The organism is Bifidobacterium cebidarum (genome assembly GCF_009193305.1).
GTDB lineage: Bacteria > Actinomycetota > Actinomycetes > Actinomycetales > Bifidobacteriaceae > Bifidobacterium > Bifidobacterium cebidarum.
In genome coordinates this window covers 88465-111573 of sequence record NZ_WBVS01000003.1, presented here as the reverse complement: position 1 = coordinate 111573, position 23109 = coordinate 88465, and the positions used below count along the sequence as shown (strand labels likewise).

17 protein-coding genes, 2 pseudogenes and 1 riboswitch are annotated in these 23109 nt (G+C 57.7%); of the genes and pseudogenes, 12 read left to right on the top strand and 7 right to left on the bottom strand.

Going from position 1 to position 23109, the window contains the following annotated elements; genetic code table 11:
* Positions 1-29 precede the first annotated feature (29 nt).
* Both F7D08_RS04115 and F7D08_RS04110 read left to right on the top strand, forming a co-directional pair.
* Complete coding sequence (locus F7D08_RS04115) at positions 30-644, top strand: ATP-binding cassette domain-containing protein (protein ID WP_226803370.1); 615 nt, start codon at positions 30-32, stop codon at positions 642-644.
* Positions 628-1794, top strand: a complete 1167-nt coding sequence (locus tag F7D08_RS04110; RefSeq protein WP_152209425.1) for a hypothetical protein — start codon at positions 628-630, stop codon at positions 1792-1794. Before F7D08_RS04115 ends, F7D08_RS04110 begins: the two co-directional genes overlap by 17 nt.
* On the opposite strand, the gene F7D08_RS04105 is transcribed toward F7D08_RS04110, so the two are convergent.
* Positions 1781-2656 carry a pyridoxamine kinase gene (locus F7D08_RS04105; protein WP_152209424.1) on the bottom strand — a complete coding sequence of 292 codons (876 nt, stop codon included), beginning with the start codon at positions 2654-2656 and terminating at the stop codon, positions 1781-1783. The two genes, F7D08_RS04110 and F7D08_RS04105, sit on opposite strands and share 14 nt — an antisense overlap.
* A gap of 423 nt (positions 2657-3079) precedes the next feature.
* Here F7D08_RS04105 and F7D08_RS04100 point away from each other — a divergent pair, with 423 nt between their 5' ends.
* The 3 genes from F7D08_RS04100 (at position 3080) to F7D08_RS04090 (ending at position 8136) form a co-directional block, all read left to right on the top strand.
* Positions 3080-4393 carry an O-acetylhomoserine aminocarboxypropyltransferase/cysteine synthase family protein gene (locus F7D08_RS04100; RefSeq protein ID WP_152209423.1) on the top strand — a complete coding sequence of 438 codons (1314 nt, stop codon included), beginning with the start codon at positions 3080-3082 and terminating at the stop codon, positions 4391-4393.
* Positions 4394-4685: 292 nt separating this feature from the next.
* The gene (locus tag F7D08_RS04095; RefSeq protein WP_152209422.1) at positions 4686-5477 is read left to right on the top strand and encodes an ABC transporter ATP-binding protein; all 792 of its coding nucleotides are present in this window, start codon (positions 4686-4688) and stop codon (positions 5475-5477) included.
* A 22-nt stretch (positions 5478-5499) separates the two neighbouring features.
* Positions 5500-8136, top strand: coding sequence for an ABC transporter permease (locus F7D08_RS04090; protein WP_152209421.1), 2637 nt, complete (start codon positions 5500-5502; stop codon positions 8134-8136).
* A gap of 248 nt (positions 8137-8384) precedes the next feature.
* Here F7D08_RS04090 and F7D08_RS09960 read toward each other — a convergent pair.
* The 3 genes and pseudogenes from F7D08_RS09960 to F7D08_RS04080 form a co-directional block, all read right to left on the bottom strand.
* Positions 8385-8600: pseudogene (locus tag F7D08_RS09960) on the bottom strand (response regulator transcription factor); the annotation flags it as partial.
* 69 nt (positions 8601-8669) lie between these two features.
* Positions 8670-9122, bottom strand: a pseudogene (locus F7D08_RS09955) (response regulator); the annotation flags it as partial.
* A 175-nt stretch (positions 9123-9297) separates the two neighbouring features.
* On the bottom strand, positions 9298-11799 hold the full coding sequence (locus F7D08_RS04080) for a sensor histidine kinase (RefSeq protein ID WP_152209419.1): 2502 nt from the start codon (positions 11797-11799) through the stop codon (positions 9298-9300).
* A 100-nt stretch (positions 11800-11899) separates the two neighbouring features.
* Between F7D08_RS04080 and F7D08_RS04075 the strand changes: the two genes are divergently transcribed.
* The 4 genes from F7D08_RS04075 (at position 11900) to F7D08_RS04060 (ending at position 16766) form a co-directional block, all read left to right on the top strand.
* Entirely contained in the window at positions 11900-13378 is a 1479-nt protein-coding gene (locus F7D08_RS04075; RefSeq protein WP_152209418.1) for an alpha/beta fold hydrolase, read from the top strand.
* A gap of 43 nt (positions 13379-13421) precedes the next feature.
* On the top strand, positions 13422-14240 hold the full coding sequence (proC, locus tag F7D08_RS04070) for a pyrroline-5-carboxylate reductase (RefSeq protein ID WP_152209417.1): 819 nt from the start codon (positions 13422-13424) through the stop codon (positions 14238-14240).
* A gap of 31 nt (positions 14241-14271) precedes the next feature.
* Entirely contained in the window at positions 14272-15372 is a 1101-nt protein-coding gene (gene ychF, locus F7D08_RS04065; protein WP_152209416.1) for a redox-regulated ATPase YchF, read from the top strand.
* Between the two features lie 131 nt (positions 15373-15503).
* The gene (locus F7D08_RS04060) at positions 15504-16766 is read left to right on the top strand and encodes a HipA family kinase (protein WP_152209415.1); all 1263 of its coding nucleotides are present in this window, start codon (positions 15504-15506) and stop codon (positions 16764-16766) included.
* Between the two features lie 77 nt (positions 16767-16843).
* Here the strand turns inward: F7D08_RS04060 and F7D08_RS04055 are convergent, their stop codons facing one another.
* Together F7D08_RS04055 and F7D08_RS04050 are read right to left on the bottom strand one after the other, a co-directional pair.
* Complete coding sequence (locus tag F7D08_RS04055; RefSeq protein ID WP_152209414.1) at positions 16844-18115, bottom strand: MFS transporter; 1272 nt, start codon at positions 18113-18115, stop codon at positions 16844-16846.
* 151 nt (positions 18116-18266) lie between these two features.
* On the bottom strand, positions 18267-18929 hold the full coding sequence (locus F7D08_RS04050; protein ID WP_152209413.1) for a TetR/AcrR family transcriptional regulator: 663 nt from the start codon (positions 18927-18929) through the stop codon (positions 18267-18269).
* A gap of 504 nt (positions 18930-19433) precedes the next feature.
* Between F7D08_RS04050 and F7D08_RS04045 the strand changes: the two genes are divergently transcribed.
* The 3 genes from F7D08_RS04045 to F7D08_RS04035 all read left to right on the top strand — a co-directional run bounded on the left by F7D08_RS04045 (position 19434) and on the right by F7D08_RS04035 (position 21487).
* Entirely contained in the window at positions 19434-20093 is a 660-nt protein-coding gene (locus F7D08_RS04045) for a GNAT family N-acetyltransferase (RefSeq protein WP_152209412.1), read from the top strand.
* 488 nt (positions 20094-20581) lie between these two features.
* Positions 20582-21001, top strand: a complete 420-nt coding sequence (locus F7D08_RS04040) for a pyridoxamine 5'-phosphate oxidase family protein (RefSeq protein WP_152209574.1) — start codon at positions 20582-20584, stop codon at positions 20999-21001.
* 92 nt (positions 21002-21093) lie between these two features.
* A riboswitch (guanidine-III (ykkC-III) riboswitch) is annotated at positions 21094-21153 on the top strand.
* Between the two features lie 19 nt (positions 21154-21172).
* Positions 21173-21487 (top strand): DMT family transporter, encoded by a 315-nt coding sequence (locus F7D08_RS04035; protein ID WP_152209411.1) that lies wholly within the window; start codon positions 21173-21175, stop codon positions 21485-21487.
* A gap of 96 nt (positions 21488-21583) precedes the next feature.
* On the opposite strand, the gene F7D08_RS04030 is transcribed toward F7D08_RS04035, so the two are convergent.
* A complete protein-coding gene (locus F7D08_RS04030) occupies positions 21584-23095 on the bottom strand; it encodes an MFS transporter (protein WP_152209410.1) in 1512 nt (503 codons plus the stop codon).
* Positions 23096-23109: the final 14 nt, after the last annotated feature.

Below are 23109 nucleotides of genomic sequence, written 5' to 3'. Positions count from 1 at the left end.
CGTTAACGAGAAAAGTAGTACTTACCGACGTGGGGCACAGTTTTGACCGTACCGGCGAGGATATGCTGTTCCGTCACCTCACGATGACCTTGCTGCCGAAACATGTGTACGCGCTGACCGGGCCGTCCGGCTCCGGCAAATCCACATTGCTGTCCATCATCGCCGGATGGGTCACTCCGGTAGCTGGCAGTGTGGAACGTATCGGCTGCGGACGCGTGTGCTGGGTATTGCAGAACCCGCACGGTGTGGCCCGTCGCTCGGCGATCGACCATGTGGCCTTGCCGTTCATCGCGCGAGGGGAACGACGGCGTGACGCCGAAACGCATGCGATGGAACTGCTTGAAGCATTCGGTTTGGCGGCTTTGGCACGCAAGCCGTTCCGGGATTTGTCGGGCGGTGAAGCGCAACGTCTGATGCTCGCCCGAGGCGTCGCCTCACATGCAGGCCTCCTGCTGGTCGATGAGCCGACCGCACAGCTGGACCTCAATACGGCAGCCACAGTCAACGAGCATCTGCACAACCTTTCGATGAGCGGTGCCATCGTGGTGGTGGCCACCCATGATCCACGCACACGTGACGCCTGCACCGATCTGATTGACCTGCGCGATTGGCAGAGCGGGGAGACCCATGCGCAAACGGAATGATCATCGGCCTCATATGCGACTTGCCGGCATACTGGGGGAGGCATGGCGAGACCTCCTCACCGGAACCAGCCACGCTTGCACGCTGGCCATAGGACTCGCATGCCTGATCGTATTGCTTGCCGGTGCCGACTGGCTCACCGTTACGGGCATTCAGAAGCAGACGGACGAATATGTGGCATCAGGCGGCTCGACCTGGATATTGGAATACCCGAATCATATCGATGGCGCGGCCTGCGACCGGCTCGCATCATTGAATGGGGTCGAAGCGGCCGGAGCGGTGCGGCAATCCGAAAACAAACTCGTGTTCGCCGCGTTGCCATCGACCAGCGTGCCGTTGTATGAGATCACACCGGGCGCTGCGGGCGTGTTCATGAGAAGCACTATCGGCACGCAGTGGAAGAACGGCGAACTCCAGGAAACCGGGGTCATGCCCTCGGACCATGAAGGTGTGCTGCTGTCTAGCGAAGCGGCCGCACCTTTCCGAGCTCAATCCGGCCAGTCCTTGGCACTGCAGGATGGGCGCAGTCTTCATGTTGCCGGCGTGTTCGACTGGCCTGACGATGGTAGAAAATCAGGCTTCTCCTATGCCGCTCTGACTCCGGTTCCCGCAGAGGCCAATGCGGCCTTCAGCCAATGCTGGGTGCGTGCATGGCCGCAAACCAAGAATCTCGAATCGTTGCTGCGTCTGGCCGGCGATGGCACGGCAGGTGCGACTACAGCCGAGCGGCCGCAGATTTACAAGCTCAACACCGCCAAAGGCAGCGCCTTGGATAGCGCCGTGCTATTCAAATCACGATTGACCGCCTACGCGCCGTGGATTGCGCTTGCAGCGGCGGCGATGCTGGGCCTTATCGCCACGCGCATGCGCAAATTGGAAATGGCTTCCGCCTTGCACTGCGGCGTGCCGAAAACCGCGCTGCTGACGCAGATCATGTTGGAAACCGTCGCTTGGAGCATTGTGGGAGTGTTATTGGCCGGTCCGCTGCTTGCATGGGTCTGGTTGGATGACAATGCAGTCGAAGCTGCGGCTCTCACCAACACATTGCTGCGCATACCTGTTGCTGCAGTATTGGGTGTGCTCTTAGGCACGTTCCTAGCTGTGCTGTTCACACAGGAAAATCACCTGCTCAGATACTTCAAGAACCGATAAGCCCAGTCAGCTCGCCCAAATTGAGCTCGAAGCTCAAACCGCGATCCTCGAAGTGCGGTTGATGACGGGTATTGGCCATCGCATGACGCACGAACTCGCCGGCGATTCGTGCCGATTCGGCAAGCCCGCGACCTGCCAGCACCGCGCCACACAGCGCGGAGGCGAATGCGTCACCGGTGCCATGAATCATGTAGGGAAGTTTCTCATGGGCAAGCTCAATTTTCCGCTCCACGCCGGTGGTTGCGCTCGCCACATAGTTGATGATGCGGTCATCGCCACGGTCAATGCCCTTCAGCACCACGTTCTTCGCACCGAGCTCGAGCAGCGCCTCAAGTATTCGGTTCACGGCCGCGTCATCCAGATCATGCCCAGGATATTCAGTCTTAGTCAGAATCGCGGCCTCGGTAAGGTTCGGCATCAGCACATCCGCGCCCAATGCCAACGCCCCCATCGCCTCGCACAATTCAGGCGTATACGTGGGGTACATGCTGCCGCCATCGCCCATCACCGGATCGACCAAGCGCAACGCATTCGGATACTCGCGGTAGAGCCGCTCGATGATTGCCACCTGATCAGGGGAGCCAAGGAATCCGGAATAAATGCCGTCGAGTTCCACATCCTCGGCCTGCCAGGCATCGAGGTACCCGTTCAGGATATCCGTTGTGTCGTGGAAAGTGAACACCTTGTATTTGGTGTGCGCCGAAAACAGTGCGGTAGGTACCGGGCACACGTCGCAGCCGGCCGCCGAAAGAATCGGAATCGCCGCCGTGAGCGAGCATTTGCCATAACCGCACATGTCGTGCACGGCGGCCACGCGGGGAATGTAAAGCGGGTCGCGGTCATACAGAGTCACGTCGGTCATGGGATTCTCTTTCGGTTCTGGCGGGCGGATGATGTTCAGTGATGAGCGTAGTCCAGTGCCTGCATCATGACGGTCTCCTTGCCCATATCCTGTAAATTCGCGAGCGAGCATTACAGGATCATCGCGTGTTCGACGTCACGCTCGAAGATTCATACACGTTCGCGGAACGAGCCGGTGCGTGTCCTCTGATTCTCGGCGTGTCGTGAGATTTTCAGTAAGAAAAAACGATGTCTGAAGAGCTTCGAATCCCAATGATTCCAACGGGTTATAAGGGTCTATAGGCAACCGTGATAACGCTCAGCTTGCGCCGCGCCACTTGCCGCGCGTACTTTCATAACCAACACCTCGCCAACCGCCGAATACGGCAGGCGGGTGGCAAGGAAAAGAACCTCGCGACCAAGCACAACCAGCAAGGAGCACACCATGGCCGAGAACAAGAAGTACCGTTTTGAAACCCTGCAGCTGCATGTGGGCCAGGAACAGGCCGACCCGGCCACCGACTCCCGCGCAGTGCCGATCTACGCCACCACTTCCTACGTCTTCCACAACTTCGATCATGCTGAGGCCCGTTTCGGCCTCGCCGACCCGGGCAACATCTACGGCCGTCTGACCAACTCCACCCAGGGTGTTTTCGAAGACCGTATCGCCGCTCTTGAAGGTGGTACCGCAGGCATCGCCGTCGCCTCCGGTGCAGCTGCAGTCGAATACGCCGTTCGCAACATCACCCAGTCCGGCGACCACATCGTCTCCTCCAAGAACATCTACGGCGGCACCTTCAACCTGCTCAAGCACACCCTGCCGCGCGATGGCATCACCACCACCTTCGTCGACCCGGAGGTGCCGCAGAACTTCGAGGATGCCATCCAGGAGAACACCAAGCTCGTCTACTTCGAGACCTTCGGCAATCCGAACGCCGATCTGCCGGACTTCGAAGCCATCTCCGCCATCGCCCACAAGCATCATCTGCCGGTGATCGTGGACAACACCTTCGCCACTCCGTACCTGTTCCGCCCGCTGGAGCACGGTGCTGACGTCGTCGTCGAATCCGCCACCAAGTTCATCGGCGGCCACGGCACCACGCTGGGTGGCGTCGTCGTGGAAGGCGGCAACTTCAACTGGGCCGAAGTGCCGGGTAAGTTCCCGACCCTGACCGAGCCGGATCCCTCCTACCACGGTCTGAACTTCTACGAGGCCCTCGGCGGCACCGCTTTCGTGACCCGTATCCGCGCCATCCTGCTGCGCGACACCGGCGCCACCCTGTCTCCGTTCGCCGCCTTCCTGCTGCTGCAGGGCACCGAGACCCTGTCCCTGCGCGTCGAGCGTCACGTTCAGAACGCGCTGAAGGTTGTCGAATACCTGCAGACCGTGCCGGAAGTCGAGTCCGTCTCCCACCCGTCCATCCCGGGTCGTCGCGACCACGCCCTCTACGAGAAGTACTTCCCGAACGGAGCCGGTTCCATCTTCACCTTCGATATCAAGGGCGGTAAGGATGCAGCCCGCGTCTTCATCGACAACCTGCACCTGTTCTCCCTGCTCGCCAACGTGGCCGACGTGAAGTCCCTCGTCATCCACCCGGCATCCACCACCCACTCCCAGGAAACCCTGGAGGAGCTGGAGGATCAGGGCATCCACCAGGGCACCATCCGCCTGTCCATCGGCACCGAGAACATCGAGGACATCCTCGACGATCTGAAGGGTGGTTTCGAAGCCGTCCGCGCCTCCGGTCTGGCAAAGTAACTTCGAGTAAGGAAGGCTCATTTCGGCCGAGGGGGCATGACGCATAAGGGGAGCGTCATGAATGGCTGAAAGGTTGGGGCCTTACTCAAGGTGGAAAAGCTCGCACTGAGTCATGCAGTGCGAGCTTTTTTGTGTCTGCCACCCGCACAGCATTGCCGGCTCTGCAGGCGGTGCGGGAATGCATCATCCTCAAGAATGACAGCCCGGCGCACGATGGAGCGGGCCGGCGATCTTCCGTAAGTTGAAAGCATCATCCGGGCAAAAGGCCCGGGACACTTACGGGAGGGAACATATGAATTTCAGCAATTCACCTGTGCCGTCATCGCCTGCCATCCAGGCCGTCGACCTGGTCAAGGATTACGGTATCGGCGCCAATATGGTCCACGCTTTGCGCGGTGTCAACGTCAGCTTCGAACGTGGCAAGTTCACTGCAATTATGGGGCCATCCGGCTCCGGCAAATCCACGCTCATGCATACGCTGGCCGGGCTCGACTCCGCCACCAGCGGCCATATCATGTTCGGCCGCAGCGATTTGACGAAGATGAACGACAAACAGCTCACGTTGCTGCGCCGGCACAAGATCGGCTTCATCTTCCAAAGCTTCAACCTGCTGCCCATGTTCAGCGCCGAACAGAACATCCTGATGCCATTGACCTTGGCCGGCACGAAGCCGGACCGCGAATGGTTCAATCTGCTGGTCGAAACCTTAGGTCTCCAAAAGCGACTGGATCACCGTCCCAATGAGCTTTCCGGAGGCCAGCAGCAGCGTGTGGCCATCGCCCGGGCGTTGATTGCCAAGCCGAAACTCGTTTTCGCCGACGAGCCCACCGGCAATCTCGACTCCGTTTCCAGCGCGGAAGTGCTGACCTTCCTCAAGCGTTCGGTAGATGAACTTGGCCAAACCATCATCATGGTCACCCATGATGCAGTGGCCGCCTCCTATGCCGACCGTGCCATCGTCTTTGCGGACGGCCAAATCGTGGCCGACGAGGCGCACCCCACCGCAGAAGGCATGAACGCATTGCTGATGGCCGAACGTGAGCATGCCACGCATGCCGCTGCACCGGCCCGTCACGCACGCTGACTAGGCGAGGGGAGTGAACGTCATGTTTTCCATCACCGTCAAACTCATGAAGAAAAGCGCAAAAATGCTGATTCCGGCCGGTATCGCCATCCTGATCGGTACGGCGTTCATTGCGACGACCTTCCTGTTTTCGAACACGATGAACGACTCGCTGGTGCGCCAGCAGACCGCCATCTACGCCGGCGCGGACGCGATGGTGCTGACCGACCTGCCTGAACACCCCACCGACGCTCAATCCGATGAAGCGTATTCGCGTACCGTGGCTGACTACCATCTCGATCGTATACGTACTGTCGATGGCGTCGAAGGTGTGCGTGCTGTCACTGCGACCAATATCAGGTTGTCCAACGGCAACCACCATGCCACCGGTTATGCCATCAACACGGGTGAAACGAACCTGCTGCCTGTGACCGTCATACGTGGTGACCGCCCCGTCGATAATCGCGAAGTCGCTCTGCCTGAACATGTTGCCGAACAGCTTGACGTGCACGTGGGGGATGTGGTGCATGTCTCACGCGGCAACACTGCCGACAGTCAAGGCTCAGCCGGTGGCATTGAAGCGCGCGTGACGGGCCTTACCGATGATCCCAATAATGTCTATGCGTACGACGGCGGTGCCTCGATCCTCTCGGAGGATCTCATGGCTTTCGCCAATGGGGTCGCCGATTTCAACCAAGTCAACGCCACCTCCATCTACCTCGATCTCGATACCCGGACTGATACGGCCTCCATCAAGCGTCTTCTGCCTCGCTACAGCCGGCTCGTGAATCGCGCCGAAGCAGACCGGCTTGCTGTGGAATCTCTGAGCTCCAACGGCACCAGCGTCGTCACTACATTCCTGCTGAGCTTCGGCGTGCTCGCAATGCTCGTCGCCGCGCTCGTCATCGCCAACACATTCCAGGTGCTCGTCGCACAGCGCCGTCGCACCTTGGCGTTGCTACGCACGATCGGTGCTACGAAACAGCAACTGTATGCATCGGTGATTATCGAGGCCACGGTGCTGGGACTGATGGCCTCCGTGCTTGGTGTGGCGCTCGGTATTGGACTTATGGCCGCTCTGTGCGCCTCCGGAATCATGGCTTCCACCGGTATGGATGCTCGACTGGTATTGAGCTGGCAGGTGTTCGCGGTACCGATGGTGTTCGGTCTTGCAATGACCATACTGGCTTCCCTGAGCTCCGCTCGGAGCGCTACCGCAGTCACCCCGTTGGAGGCATTGCGCCCGATGGAATTGACCGATACACGTCGCGCAGGTGTGTTGCGCGGTGTTATAGCCACGCTGCTGATTGTTTGCGGTATGGCGTTTGCCGGCTTTGCCGCATGGCAGATGCACGCATCTCTGACCGGTCATGAATCCTTAGTCAAAGATCACTATGTCGTGGTGTTGCTGACGGCTATTGGCGGTTGTGCGGCGGTGTTCCTCGGTCTTGTCATTGCGGCTGTGTTCTGGTTGCCGCTGCTCATGCACGGTGTGGGATCGCTGGTGGCGCTCGCCGGTCCTAGCGCCACGGTGGCGAACGCCAACATTCAGAAGAATCCGCGTCGTGTGGCCGCAACAGGAGCTGCACTGCTCATCGGTGTGACATTGGTGGCCACTATCGCAACCGGTGCAGCCAGCGCCAAGCAAACGATGGGGGAGGCTCTTGCCTCTCGCTATAGCGTGGATATGATCGCCACCGGTACTGACATGACCGACGAACAGGCAACCAAAGCGGCGGAAACCAAAGGTATCGCTGCCTCGGCCTACATGCCCACCACGGTGATGACCACCACGACCGAGGATAAGAAAGGCTTGACCGTGCTCGTCGCCGGCGTTGAGCACGCGGCAGACTTGCGCAAGGTGATGAAAGCGAATATCGGCGGCGCATCTGTTGACAACAACCATGTACTTTTGCCGAAGCATGATGCGGACAGTGGCAAGGGATTGCGTTTCAATAATTCCGGCATCACATTGGAACCGGTGTCGGACGGCACTGCTGATGCCGTAGGCAGCTCGCTGACACTTGCACCCGAACAAGTGGACTATCGCCGAGTCTCCGCGGATTATGACGCAGTGGCCTTCGTCAATAACAGCTATTTTGCGAACGGTGACCTTACGGCGACCGGTCATATGCTGCTCATGCGCGTTGATAACGATGCGGCCGGAACCACGTTGAATGACGTGCTTACCAATGTGCGGAACGCCTTCTCCTCAAGTGACGGAGTCATGGTCTCCGGGCCGATTGCCGAACGGTCGATGTGGGAAACCATGATCAACGGCATGATGGCTCTGCTCGTGGGGCTTATCGCCGTGGCAGTGTTAATTGCGCTCGTGGGCGTTGCCAACACGCTCTCGCTCTCGGTCATAGAACGCACCCGGGAATCCGCCACCCTGCGCGCCATCGGCATGACCCGAGGGCAGTTGCGGCGCTCTCTTGCCGTCGAGGCGCTTCTGCTGTCCTTGGTTTCCGGCGTGGTCGGTGTGCTGCTTGGCACGGTATTCGGCTGGCTTGGCTCCTATATGGTGTTTAGTCTGTACGGTAACGTGGTGTTCCCGTTTGACTGGGCCGGTAATGGTCTGATGCTCGGTATTGCGGCGCTTGCCGCGTTGATTGCCAGCATCGCGCCCGCTCGTCGCGCAGTCAGCGTACCGCCAGTGGTCGCCCTGGCTGAAGCCTGACGACACAGTGCCAAGGAGATGGCCTGCACACCGCGGTGTGCAGGCCATCTCCTTTGGAAGGGGTACATCGCCGTACCTCCAGATCTCTATCTGCTGTGCAAGGGGTACCAAAACCTTGTTTATGTAAGTACAACTGTTGGAATTACAACGTGTGTACCTGTATATGTATTGGACTGGTACCCCTCGTAGAGCAGATAGATGATTGCAATCAAACGAATGTACCCCTTGCAAAGCAGTTACTTGGTCATTCACACTAATCGATTGTCGTATGCAAACACCACAGCCTGCACACGGTCACGTGCGTTGATTTTCGCCAAAATATGCGCCACGTGGGTTTTCACCGTAGGTAAGGAGATGAACAGCTTGTTCGCGATCTCCTGATTGCTTAGCCCATGAGCGATCTCCACCAATACCTCGCGCTCGCGGTCGGTGAGCAATTCGAGTTCCGGATCGGTATAGAACGGTTCGTCGGAGTCCCCGCCGACTGTGGTGCGTGAAACGGCTCGGGTGGGCTCTCCAGTCGCATATTCCGTGGCGTATCCATCGTGCAGCATTTGCTCGATCAGCCGTTTCGTTGCGGAAGGGGCAATGATTGCATTGCCGTTAAACACGGTGCGAATCGAATTGAGCAGCGTCTCAGGCTCAGTGTCTTTCAATAAAAATCCTGAGGCACCAGCATTGATGGCGGCCATCACATATTCATCCAAGTCAAACGTGGTCAGGATGATTACGCGAGTCGGTTGCACGACGGAAGACAATCCGGCAATTTGTCTGGTGGCTTCGATCCCATTCATACCAGGCATGCGCACGTCCATCAATATCACATCCGGGTGCAAGGATTCGGCCAGAGCCACGGCCTTGGCACCATCGGACGCTTGGCCCACAACGGTCATGTCGACCTGCGAGCTGATGACCATGCCGAAGCCGGCGCGTACCAGTTCCTGATCATCGGCAATAACCACACGAATGCTTCTACTCTCGTTCATGAATCCCACTGTAGCTGCTCTCGTATTTGCAATGCATCTTCACTGTAGGTTTTTCAACATTGACTGTAGGACTTCCAACATTTACTGTAGGGTTTCTGACACTGACTGTAGGGTTTCTGACGGAAAACGTTCAAAAACCTACAGTCAGTGTCAGAAACCCTACAGTCAAGGGGAATCAGTGACGTATAGTCGCCAGTTGCTGTTCCAAGGACTGCGCTGGCTGTAAAGGAGGTTTGAGCGAATAAGCGTTACCTGTGTCATCGCTGAATCCGGTTCTGCGCAATACGGCAAGCAGCTCACGCATATGAGCCAGCGCCGTACGGCCACGCGCGCCGATTGCCGCGAACGAGGATGCGATCTGTTCGCTGTTCGGTTCTGGTGAGCTACTCAACATAATGAGACCTTCATCGGTCTGTGAGATAACCGACTCCAAAGTGGCCAGTACTTCGGTCTGCATGGCAGCCCCGATACGCTCTCGTTCAAGGTTGGCGGCCAGCACCTTCTGCCGCTCTTGTTCAGCGCGTAGCGCCTCTTCGCGTTGTTGCAATACCAATGCATTCGCTCCTCGGGAACGAGTCCATCGTGCGGCTGCGATGCAAGCGAAACCAGCCATCATCACCATGCCTCCCGGCATCAGTCCGCTAAGAATAATGCGCCATGCGGTCCACGAGTCACGTCCTGGAATAACCAACTGTGCTGTAGTGCCCCATAGGCTTGTCCCATTCCATCCAGCGGCAATTTTGATACCGAATACCCAGGAATCAACCACCAGCGTCATGCTGACCCAGCGCCACGCATGCTCGCGGCCGTATAGTACTGCGGAATACACGGATACCAAGGCAAATACGTTCACGGCCAGAGCGTTGGATGGCATGATGGAAGCAGGCAGTAGCAGCTGAATAAATGACATGATTGCCATGGCCAAAGCACTTGATTCAGGGAAACGGCGACGGAACGCCACCGGAGCGAGCAATGCAATGGTCAGAACGGTCGTGAGTGCCCGATTGGGAAGCAGCCAATGAATACCGTCGTTGGCGAGCAGTCGTAGATCGTTGTAGGTGGACGAATTGAACAGCAGCACCAATATTGCGGCGACGAGTATATCTATTAACAGATAATGCCGTTCGGTCCATTGAGAAAGCCTGCCAATCCAATTGAACCGGTGAACGGACTCTCCTTGTTCGAAATGCTTCGGCTGGAATACCACCGATATCGATGCCACCCAAGATCGCAGGGTGTGCTTTGCGGCATCTGTAATCCGCGTCCATATGGGAAGAATGCTCTGCGCGGGGTTATCGGGATGGGAATTGTTGCCGGTTATCGATGTCGAATGCACGGCAAATGTAGGAGCTTGATTGGATTCAGACATGGGGGAGAGCGGAATCGATGCTGATACTGCGAATCCTTGTTGGAGTTGCGGTCCAGCTGATACTGTGCCGCCAAGAGCCTCGATGCGCTCATGCATGCCGATAAGACCATAACCTGGCTGGTGTCCGTCTCGCATGGCTTCGGCTCCGAGCCCATCATCGGTGATGGTTACGTTGAGTGCCGTCTCTAACCAGTGTTCGTTGATGAATACGTGTGCCCCTGTGCCGGCGTATTTGCGGGCATTCGTCAACGCTTCCTGCACCAGTCGGAACACGGCTTCACTGGCTTGCGCAGATAATCGCTCCGGATGTGCCGGTCCGGTTACAGTGCGTGAAACATTGGCCGCACCATGCCACAATGATGGCATATTGCTGTATGCGATGGAAGTGCTGCCTGCCTGCGTGCCGAACACGGAAAACAGGCGCTGCATATCATGTTGCGCGCGTTGCGCTTCATGTCGGATCGTACCCATCGTGGAACGGGCCAGATTGATATCATGCGCGCCTGCGTACCGGCCTCCGTCCGCCTGCACGATAATCGTGGATAGCGTATGTGCCACCACGTCATGCATGTCGCGGGCGATACGTGCTCTTTCAGCAAGAGCGGCGATACGGGTCTCTTCTGCATCTCTCGCTGCGATGGCCGCGTTGCGTTCACGCATGGCCGCAAGCGTGGCATGCCGTGCACGTTGCCACAACGCCATGATAATGACGCTGATCGCGCAGATGGCAATCACGACCGTCATCATCAATGAGTCCTCGAGCATTTTCATGCTGCAACTGCTGGCATTGGGTGTGGTGAGGCCTGTGGCGGGACAAACCGAAAGTGTGGTTGCGGTGGGAAGCCAACTGGTCCAAGCTATGTTGGGCCCGGCAGCGGTGCCGAACAGCGGCCCGATATTGAAGGTCACACCCCACACAGTGCCAGTCAACAGACTGACTGCCAGTGATGCCATGACGAATCTCGCACTATGGTGAGGATTGCCATACACCAAAACGGAATACAACATAATCAGCGCAAGAAAATCGCTATAGATAATCGTCGGACCGACGATCAGATGAAGTACCGTAAGACCGACGAATATCCAAGCGGCAGCCTCAGGATGGGTTCTTCGTAAAGCCAGCGGAACAATGCTGGGCACATTCCACAGCACAGTTGCCAAGGATGATGAACGGAACAGCAGTCCCGGAGTGGTGCCCGGGTCGGTGCTTGTAGCCATAAACGAGCCCAGTACCAGCAGTACTACGGCAAGTAGCGTATCAAACAGCAAGGTTTGATACGTCTTACCGCCAAGCTTCGTCAGCTGCATTCTAACGTTCGCAATCAATCCCATAGGTGTCAAGGCTAACTCGGTGGAAGATGAACCGACATCACCCATAAGACTGATTTGTGGGCTAAAGTCAGGAATCATGACAATGCTTTGCAAATACTATGTACCAGGTCTCGCCATCGAAGACCATTCCATCGATGTGCCGCTGGACTGGGCCGGTCATGAACCCGGTCAGGCGTTCGACGGTAAAACCATCAAACTGTTCTACCGTGTAGTCACCACTCCCGAGCATGTGCACGACGATTTGCCGCTACTCATCTTCCTGCAAGGAGGTCCTGGCGGGGCTGGTCCACGATTGAACAGCCCCACTTCGGATGGTTGGATTGAGGAAGCCAGCAAGCATTTCCGCATTATTCTGCCCGACCAGCGTGGTACTGGACGCTCCTCACGTGTCGATACGCATACGATGGCTCACTTGGCCGCTGCGCACGAGGATAATGCCGCCGGTGCAGCTCGTGTGCAAGCCGACTATCTCAAGAAGTTCTTGGCCGATTCCATCGTCCGTGATTTCGAACATTTGCGTTTGACTGAATTCGGCGGTCGCAAATGGGTCACGATGGGGCAAAGCTATGGCGGATTCCTGACGCTTACCTACCTGTCGCTGTTCCCGGCCGGCGTTATCGCTAGCTTCACCACCGGTGGTATCCCGCATGTGCCGGCTGATGCCACCGAAGTCTACGAGCACACTTTCCCGCGTATGGCCCGTAAGACCCAGCAATTCTACGAGCGCTACCCGCAGGATAAGGAACGCGTGGAAACGTTGGCAGACAAGCTGCCGACCGTGGACGATGTTGCTGAATTCACCGGCAAACTGACTGATTCGGTGCTGGGTTCCATGGCGGAAACCGATGTCGATCATCGACTGGGATTGATTGCCGGTATGGCCGCTCATGGCTTCCCGCTGTTGCCCAATGGCGATCCTCTGACCGTGGAACGTTTGCAGTGCCTGGGCTCCGATTTCGGTATGAAGCCAAGCTTCGAACGCGTGCATTGGATTCTCGACGATGCCTTCCTGACCTCGGACGGCGAGTCGTGCGCTGATGCGGATTTGTCCGACGAATTCCTGGCCAAGGTGATGAACGCCACTGCGTCCCGTCCGCTGTACTGGCCGCTGCAGGAATTCATCTATGCCAACGGCGAACTCGATAAGCCGATTCATTGGGCGGCTCAGCGCGTACGCGACACCAAGCCGGAATTCGGCACGGAAATCCGTCCGCTGAACTTCACCGGTGAGGCCATGTTCCCGTGGATGTTCGAGCAGGAAGCCGCCTTGCGCCCCTTCAAGCCGGCCATGGATGTGCTGATGGAAGACACGCATTTCGGCGTGATCTACGACGAAGGTCAGTTGGCGCGCAACGAAGTGCCGTTACAGGCGGCCGTCTATTTCGACGATATGTACGTGGATTCCGGCATGCAGCTCGACACCTTGAGCCGCGTGGGCAACAGCCACTACTGGACCACCAACGAATTCGAACACGACGGTCTGCACGGTTCACAGGTGTTCAAGCACTTGTGGAATGAAGCATTGAACCGCGGCGATCTTGAAGAATTGTTCTGACGCCGTTCTGGCCCCGTTTGAAACTCATATGAAAGAAGACAGCATGGATAACCCAACTATTGGATTCATCGGATATGGCAACATGGCCCAAGCCATCGCCCAGGGCTTAGTGGACGCCGGCGTGGTGCGTGGACATCAGGTCGTTGCCTGCGCCGCACACTACGACAAGCTCGAAAAGAACGCCGCGACGCTTGGCGTACGCCCGCTGCATAGCGCGGTGGAAGTCGCTGTGGCCGCAGACGTGGTGATTATCGCCATCAAGCCATATCAGATTGATTCGGTCATCAAGCCGCTGGCACACGAGCTGGCCAAGCCGGGCAAGTTCGTCGTATCCATCGCGGCAGGTTGGGATTTGAAGAAATATCAGGACCTGTTCGCCACCGAAGACGGCGAATCCGTGAATTCGCCCGACATCCATATCCAGTGCACGATTCCGAACACGCCGATGGCCGTGGGCAAGGGCGTGCTCGTCACCGAGTCCGCCAACACGCTCAGCGATGCTGAAACACAGACTTTCGAGGAGTTGTTCGGCGCCATCAGCCTGATCGAGCGTGTAGATACCGCTCATATGAACATCGCCATGGTGATTGCCGGATGCGCGCCCGCATTCACTGACATGTATATCGAGGCGTTGGGCGATGCCGGCGTGCAATACGGTCTGCAGCGGGCCACCGCCTATCGTTTGGCGGCAAAAATGGTCGAAGGCGTAGGTGCGCTGTACATGGCGACTGGAACCCATCCGGGTGCCATGAAGGATGCCGTGTGCTCGCCGGGCGGCACCACGATCAAGGGTGTCGCGAAGCTTGAAAAAGATGGCTTCCGCGGCTCGGTCATCGATGCCGTCGACGCCATCGTCGGCTGAACGGGTACCATCACAGCTAAGGTAGGGAACCATGTCTCTTACTATCGGAATTGTCGGACTGCCCAACGTTGGCAAGTCCACCATGTTTAACGCGCTGACCCGCAACAATGTGCTGGCTGAGAACTACCCGTTCGCCACCATCGAGCCGAACACTGGTATTGTGCCGCTGCCGGACAATCGTCTGCCTGTGCTGGCCAAGCTGGTCAACACCGAAAAGATCGTGCCTGCCACGGTGACCTTCGTGGATATCGCCGGCATCGTCAAGGGTGCATCCGAAGGTGAAGGTCTGGGCAATAAGTTCCTGGCCAACATTCGCGAAGCGGATGCCATCTGCGAGGTCGTGCGCGCGTTCGAGGACGATGACATCGTGCACGTCAACGGCAAGGTTGATCCGGCCGACGATATTGACACCATCAACACCGAGCTGATTCTTGCTGATTTGCAGACCATTGAGAATGCGCTGCCGAAGCTGGAGAAGGATCTTCGCGGCAAGAAGATCGAGCCGGCGTATATGGATGCCGTCAAGCAGGCCAAGCAGATTCTTGAAAACGGTGAGACCTTGGACAAGGCCGCACGTGAGGGCCGATTCGACAAGGATTCCGTCTACGACCTGCACCTGATGACCGCCAAGCCGTTCATCTACGTGTTCAACGTGGACGACAACGAGCTCGCCAACGACGAGCTGAAGAAGAAGCTCGCCGCATCCGTGGCTCCAGCTCCGGCCGTGTTCCTCAACGCCCAGTTCGAGGCCGACCTGACCGAACTCGACGAAGCCGACGCCCGCGAGATGCTGGCGGATGCCGGCCTTTCCGAATCCGGCCTCGACCAGCTGGCCCGTGTGGGCTTCGACATCTTGGGTCTCCAGACCTTCCTGACCGCTGGCGTCAAGGAAGTACGCGCATGGCAGATCCACAAGGGCTGGACCGCTCCGCAGGCCGCTGGCGTGATTCACACTGATTTTGAGAAGGGCTTCATCAAGGCCGATATTGTCTCCTACGATGATTTCGTCGCTGCCGAAGGTTCCATGACCAAGATCAAGGAAGAAGGCAAGCTGCGCCAGGAGGGCCGCGACTACGTCATGCAGGATGGCGATATCGTCGAGTTCAAGTTCTCCCCAACGTCTAAGAAGTGATTGTCGGGTAGTGCTGAGGGCCTTGGAATCCAAGCGATTCCAAGGCCCTTGTCTATACTGTAGACAGTTTTATTGCCATACGGGATTGCGCCGGAATGGGCTTGGTACGTGTCGGATTGGAGGGAACGGGTATGACTGGTTATGTGTTGCGTCTGTATGATGTCCCGCTGCTCCGGTTCGATGCCTCGTATGGCGAAGGGCTGTTGGCTGGCAAGGTCGAGGCCCGTATCCGTTGGTTCGACGAGTCGAAACGGACGCTGCTGCCGTTCCCGCTGGCTCCTCAGCCGGATGATGCGAAGCTCGCCGCTTGGCTGGAGCGGCGCACTATCCCGAAGAACCGCGAGTTCGCGGCGCAAATTCTAGCGCAGGCCGGGTTGAACATCGCGGATACGCTCGGCATCATCGACTTGTGCAAGGGACTGTCGGTCAACGACTCGTTCTGGGTGGAACGGGATGGCGAGGATCTGAAGTTCTCAAACATCAACCTGTATGACAATCCGCTGGATGAGACGCTTGCCATCGTGGCGTACACGGGGTGCACGTCGAGCGAGAAGCATGCGATCGGCCTGTCGAGCGAGTGGACGACGGATGGACAGTTCCCGAAGGCGTGGCGGCATACGGGCAGCGGGCTGGAACTGTGGAAGGCTGGTTCCGAAGGGTATGCGAACGCCGGCTTGGAGCCGTATTCCGAGTATCTCGCCTCTCAGCTGGCGCGCAAGCTCGGCGTGAACGCGGTCGATTACCGGATGGCTAGGTGGAAGGGCAAGCTGGCGTCGGTGTGCCCGTCGATGAATTCGAAGGACGTGTCGTTCGTGCCGTTCTACGCTGCCACGCAGCTCGCCTCGTTTCCGGAGATCCTTGCCGCGGCGCGCGCGGTGTCCTTGGAGTCGTTCGAGGCGATGCGCACGATGCTCGTGTTCGATGCGCTCATCGTCAACCAGGACCGTCATGCCAACAACCACGGGTTCCTGCGCGACAACCGCACCGGTCGTATCCTTGGCCCGGCTCCTTTGTTCGACCACAACATGTCGCTGTTCAAGAACGACATGCGTGCCGATTGGGAGCGTGGAGCGTGGACGCTGAAGGTGCTGGAGGAACGCCAGCCGTCGAACTCGCGTATGACGTTCTACAACCAGTGCGAGGCCATCATGGGAGTCGCACAACACGAGATGCTGCGCAAGGCGTTGGACGTCACGTTGGAGAACGATCCAATATACCCGCTTGAGGACGGCCGCATCGAGGCGCTGAACGACTACCTGCACGCCGCGGCACGCACGCTGCTCGACATCCCCGTGGTGGACGAGGCGAGGCTCGCCGCCCAGCTCGACGCGTTGCAGCCGGCGGTCAGGAACGCGCCTGTGATTCTCAACGACAGATTGATTGAGAAAGAATAACCGGGCGGGTTCGAGTTCTCACCAACGTCCAAGAAGCGATTATCGAGTAGTGTCGTGATCTTGGACGGGAGCACGTCCTAGAACCGTCGCGCTACGTGTGCGACCAGTGGCAGCATCGCGATTGCGAGCACGAACGTCATCGCCAGGACCGTTCCTGCCGGGAGGGCGCTGTACGCCCAGCCGTATGCGATTTGTCCAAGAGGCTGGGCGCACATGCTCGTGGAGAGTGCGAGCGACATCACCTTGCCGGTCATGTCCTCGGGACAACCCATCTGGATCGCCGGCACGGCGATGAGGTTTGCGCATGTGATGGCGACCATGGTCCCGCAGGTGCCCGCCGTGAGCGTCGCAAGGCGCAGATTCGCGCTCACGGGGAGGATCATGGCGAATGCCTGGGGCAGGATGGTGAGGGAGAAGGCGGCGATCGCCGTCGGGAAACGTCGCATGGCAAGCGATTTCGCGGCCCGTCCGCCTACGAGTGCGCCGAGCAGTCCCGATGCGCCCACGAGGCCGTACGCGAGCCCGTACGCCGTGGAGTCGAACCCCAGCACGGTGCGGACCATGTAGGGAAAGCCGACTTCCGCGTACCCCGTCACCAGGAAGTTGAGCGCGGCGCAGAGCAGCACGAGGTGCAGCATGAGGGGGCGTTCGTGCGTGAGGAAGCGTCCCGCCGCGCGCAGGTCGTCCAGAGCGGAGGCCCGTCCGCCGTCGCTGCGTTCGGGGGCGCCGAGCCGGATGAAGCACTCCACGGCGGCGGCCGTGCCGAATCCCACGACGGTGATGCCCATCATGGGCATGGCGCCCACCGCCGCATAGAGCACGCCGCCGAGCACGGCCGGCACGAGCATGCTTGTCTGATTCACCACGTTCACCACTGCCATCGCACGGCGCATCACATCCTCGCCATGGGACCGAAACATCTGCGGCAACGCCGCCTGCACCGTGGGCGTCTCCATGGCATCGAGCACAGCGAGCAGCACCTGCATCACGGCGATCGCCGCCAGATTGAAGCCGACGACCGAGAAGACCATGGCGCAGGCGAGCACCGTCATGGCGGAAAGCGCGTCGAGCGCCACCATGACGGTCCGCCGGTTCGTGCGGTCCGCCACCACGCCGCCGAGAGGCGAAAGCAGGATCGTGGGCAGGATGCTCGCCGTGAGGATGGAAGCGAACGCCGCCGCCGACCCGGTCTCGTCGAGCACCCACATGGACATGGCGAACCGCAGCATGAGGTTGGCGAAGAGGGAGATGCCGAGACCCGCGACGAGCAGGACGAAGTCGCGTGTGCGCAGTGGATTGGAGGAGCGTACCGTTCGTGGGTTGGCCGTGCGCTCGGTTGTGTTCGTCATTGTGGATTCCTTTTCCCGGTGATTGATGGAAATCTATTTCAGACCGACCGTCGGTCTGTGTATGGCAGTAAAATGCGCCCATGCAAAGGACACGGAATGTCCCGTTGCGCGGGCGCCGTGATTGGCGGGATGGGGCACCCAGACATACCGCCTATGCGGATGCCGTCCCTTCTTCGGGCATTAGGGCTGTGAGGCCCTTGATCGCTCGCAAGATGACCGTCTCGTCGAATATTGGCACGCTGATGGCGTCGAGCATCGTGGCGAGGCAGCGGATGCGATGTTCCATGCCGGCCCGATCGGCGGGGTAGAAGCAGGGCATGAGCCAGTAGTTGCCGAGGAGCGAGAGCAATTGCGCCGCCTCCTCGGGATACGTCGTGGGGATGGAGCCGTCCTGCACGCCCATGTCGATGAGCGAGCGGAAGGACTTCGGCAGTCCCGTCGACCAGAAGCGCATGTTCGCGGTGAAGAACGCGGGATCCTTGAGAAGCGCCAGCTGGGATCGGACAAGATCCAAGTGGGCAGGAGCATCCACGGCGGAAATGATGAGTGTGCGCAACTTCTCCAGCGCACTCAGGTCATTACGGTCGATGAGTTCGTCGAGAAGATGCGCGGTGGCGGTCCATTCGTCGGCGTTCAGCTGGTCGAGAATCGCCTCCTTCGATTTGAAGTGGTGGTAGAGTCCGCCCTTGGACAGCCCCAGATCGTTCAGGATGTCCTGGATGGATGTCTTCTCGTAGCCCTTTTCGGAGAATAGCCTGCGCGCGGAATCGAGAATCCGCCGCTCGGTCTCCGCGGGATGCGTATTGTGTGCCATGCGACCCACCTTTCAATCTTGTCGTCGACAAGTATACAGACCGTCGGTCGGTCTGTCAAATGGTCGACGAGACCACCATGTGATGCGCTTGAATATCTACGGCAAAAACAGGATGAAAAAGATCGTCGGGCATCGAGCTTGAATAATGCACCCGAGGACAAACAAATCATTTTTTGAAACGACGTGGTTTCATTGTCCGGATGACCAATCCGTCGACTGCGCAAGTATGAGGGAATGGACGACTGTCGCAGGAAGGCGAGTCGGTCGAGTTCAAGTTCAATGTCAGCAAACACTGAAATAAAGCCAATCCTGTTGGCACAAATCCAGTGCTAATAAGTCAAGACGCGCCGGGTTGGCACACGAATTGTGCCACGCTACGTCGCGTAGATTGACATGGATGGAATACAGGACCTGCTCCCCTAAAACAGGAGGGCGGGTCCTTCCGTTTCTGCTGTCCCGTGATAGCATGCAGGCTTATTGTCTCCAGCCGATGAAAGGAACGACATGAACACGACCATTGAAACCGAGCGGTTGCTGCTGCGCTCTTGGAGGGTTGATGATGCAGCCGAGGCGGAGTCGTTGTTCAAGTACGCTTCCGACCCTGAAATCGGGTTGCTGTGTGGATGGCCGCCTCATGCCAGCGTCGAGGGCAGCATGGACGACATCAGAAACATCCTTGCGGTGGAAAACAACTGGGCCATAACCGTTAGAAGCAATGGCGATGAACCAGTCGGTAGCATCGCGCTCAAGCCGGTCAGCCATTACACCATCGATCCGGTCGAGGGCGATGCCGCGCTCGGGGAGCGGTATGGAAAGTATCTTGGCGATAACGCGCTGGAACTCGGCTACTGGATTGGCCGCCCGTTCTGGGGTAAGGGCTACATGCCCGAAGCGCTCAACGCTGTACTCGAATACGCTTTCGATACGTTGCACAAGGATGCCGTGTGGGGCGGTCATTACAAGGAGAACGCCCAGTCTGGCCGCGTGATGGAAAAGTGTGGCATGAAGACGGCTTTTGAGTCGGCGTACGATTACTTCAACCTTATCGATGCGTATCATGATGACGTCTTCCGCATCACCACATCTGATGAATGGCGATCGGAGTTTGAAGCCACCAGGTATGCGAGTGAACTTGCGCTAAAGATGTCGGAAGAAGCAGAATAACCGAGTCCTCCGGGTTGTGCATTACAAGGAGGCATGGAAGACTGCCGTTGACGGTTAGTTTGTCACTTCAGCACTGAATTGACTGGCAATACGGAATAGGGAAACTGCTGTGCTAATGCAATGTGAGATAATTATGAGTTCGTGCATCGCAAAGCTACGTCGCCACTAGAAAACAGCGTGATGCCATATAGTGACACGGCTCGAGTTCAAGTTCTCCCCAACGTCTAAGAAGTAATTGCTTCATAGTGCCGAGGGCCTTGGAATTCCAGTGGTTCTATGGCCCACGGTTATTTCACCGTCACATCGTATATGACCTCGCCTCAGCCCAATGGTGTAGGAGCGAATGTTGACATGTATCAGTCACGCTATCTCTCCTACGCGTACGCGGGAAAAGGGAATGTGACCCGCTCGTTAGGCAGGTGGGCGCCGAATTGAAGAGATAGAATGCTGTGCCGAATGGAGTCGCGATCGGCAAGGGGGATGATTTTATGGACGTGCGTGAATCGTTCGAGCACATCATGAGCGAGCAGCCGAACATGGCCTTGGCCACGATGACTTCGGATGGCGTTCCCGACGTTCGCGTCGTCAACTTCTGCTGGAGGGCCGACACAAGTTGCGTCTATTTCTCGACGTTTCCCGATAACGACAAAGTGAGGGAAATCGAGGCGAATCCACATGTTGCCTTCACCACCGTGCCGGCCACTGGCAACGCCCATGTCCGGGCCAAAGGCATATGCCGTCGCAGTACGTTCACGGTTGGCGAGATCGCCGAAGACTTCATCAGTAAGGTGCCCGCCTACCAGGGCACTGTGGAACGGTTCGGCGACCAGCTGGTGCTTTTCGAGATTGAATTCCATAAAGCCAGCGTGACGATCGATCTCGCACATTCGGGCACTTTGAAACTCTGATTCATTCCGGAAAACCGTAGATTCGCAGTTCAAACCTTCGTGCAGATATAGGGTTGAACGATATCTGTTTTCGGCTGTGCTATCGTGTAGGGACAGAGCTAGCGTTGCTCCCGGACGATGGACAAGTACCCGGTTTGACAAGACTTGCCATATATGAGGAGTATGACGGTTATGTCTTGGTTCGTTCTTGTAGTTTCTGGCATCTGCGAATCCGTGTGGGCTATTGCACTTGACCGATCCCAGGGATTTTCCCGACTGGTTCCCACTGTGGTGTTTGTGATTGGCCTTGTTGCCAGCATGGGCGGACTCGCTTTTGCGATGAAACACATCCCCATTGGTACTTCATACGCGATATGGGTTGGTATTGGTGCGGCAATCACTGCTGTTTATGGCATGCTTAGCGGAGAGGAAGCCGTTTCACTAATGCGGATTCTGCTCATCATCGGGCTGGTCGCTTGCGTTATAGGGCTCAAGATCGTCGACTAATGACGGATATACAGAGCCCATTCTCTGAATAGGGGGCATGTCTTTCTATGTTGTCGTTAGAGAACAACGTAATGCCATTGAGCAAGCCGAGTTTCCTCACCGCAACGTCTTACGTGATATCAGCGCAACGATTCCGAGAGCGACCAAGATAATAGTGGCGGCTGCGGCGAAGCTACCGATCATCGCGGATTCATAAGCACGGGAAGCGGTCTGTCGTATAAGACCTCCCACTGAACTCGTGAGTTCGAGCGCATGCTGAAAATCTAACGTCACGGAACCAGCGGATTGCTGATTCAGTCCGAAGGACTGTGCGAATTCGCGGAATTCCGCCACATAGAGTCCGCTCTGTATGCTGCCGAAGATTCCCACGCCGATGATGGATCCGAATTGACGAAACACGGTCAGCAGACTGGAACCGGCACCGGATTGTTCGATTGGTACCCGGCTCATGGCCCACGTCAGCATTGCAGGCTGCCCGACTCCTAGTCCGAATCCGGCCATGGTTTGTCCAGCCAGTACCGTTAATTGCTTTACTATTTCGTTGGGCCACCACATGGCGGCGCCGATTGCCAGCATGCCAACTGCCAGACATCCCAAAGCCAGCAGGCTCGTGCCACGAGAACCGATTCGAGAAACGATCCAATCGTTCATCCGGGCTCCCACGATAGAGGCAACGACCAACGGCATCAGCAGCATTCCTCCCACCAACGTGCCGTGGCGCAGTACCGTCTCCAGATAGGTCGGCATGATGAAGATGATGCCATACATTGAGAAGTTCAACATCATCAGCGCCGGTGCGCAGGCTGCGAATGAGGGATCCTTCATGAGATCGAGCTCCATCAGCGGATTGTTTGAAGCTTGATCATGCAGCACGAATCCCGTTATCAGCACAATGCCAATTGCCATTGGGATCCAAGCGCTCGCAGCCAGCACACCGTGCTGTGCGTTAACCAGTCCGGCGGAGAACAGGGTGAAACCGGCGAACATGAGCGCCACCGATATCCATGGCACATGCAACGAGCGGGATTCGTGCGAGGCGCCCGCCTGCGGAACGTTCATGTGGATGACGATGATTACTGCGAGAAACACCACGCCATCGAATCCGAAGATACCACGCCACCCCAGCATTGCGGTAAGGGCTCCGCCGACGAGCGGCCCGAACGGTACGCCAAGAGTACCGGCTATCGCCCAGGCGGTCATAGCGCGCGATAGTTCGGAACCACGGAACAGAATACCGAGCAGCGCTTGCCCCATGGGAATAACCACACCGGCGCCGGCACCCATGATCGATCGCGAGAAAAGCAACGTCGGTATGTTTCCGGATGCAAGTCCGATTATGGATGCGACGACGAACATGCCTAACCCGGCAATCATGGTTCGCAAATGACCGAGCCGGTCACCTATGAATCCTGCCAGTAGGACCACGGCTGCGAACACGAGATTGTAGCTGGAGACAATCCACTGCTGATCAGCCATATCCGCTCCAAACGATTCCGCAATGTTTGGCAGTGCCACGTTGAATGCAGTGGTGTTGATCATCATCACCAGTTCGGCCGTGCACAGGCAGATTAGGGAATGGTCCAGATTCTTCTTTTTCGCATCGTTCATAATTCAGCTTCTTA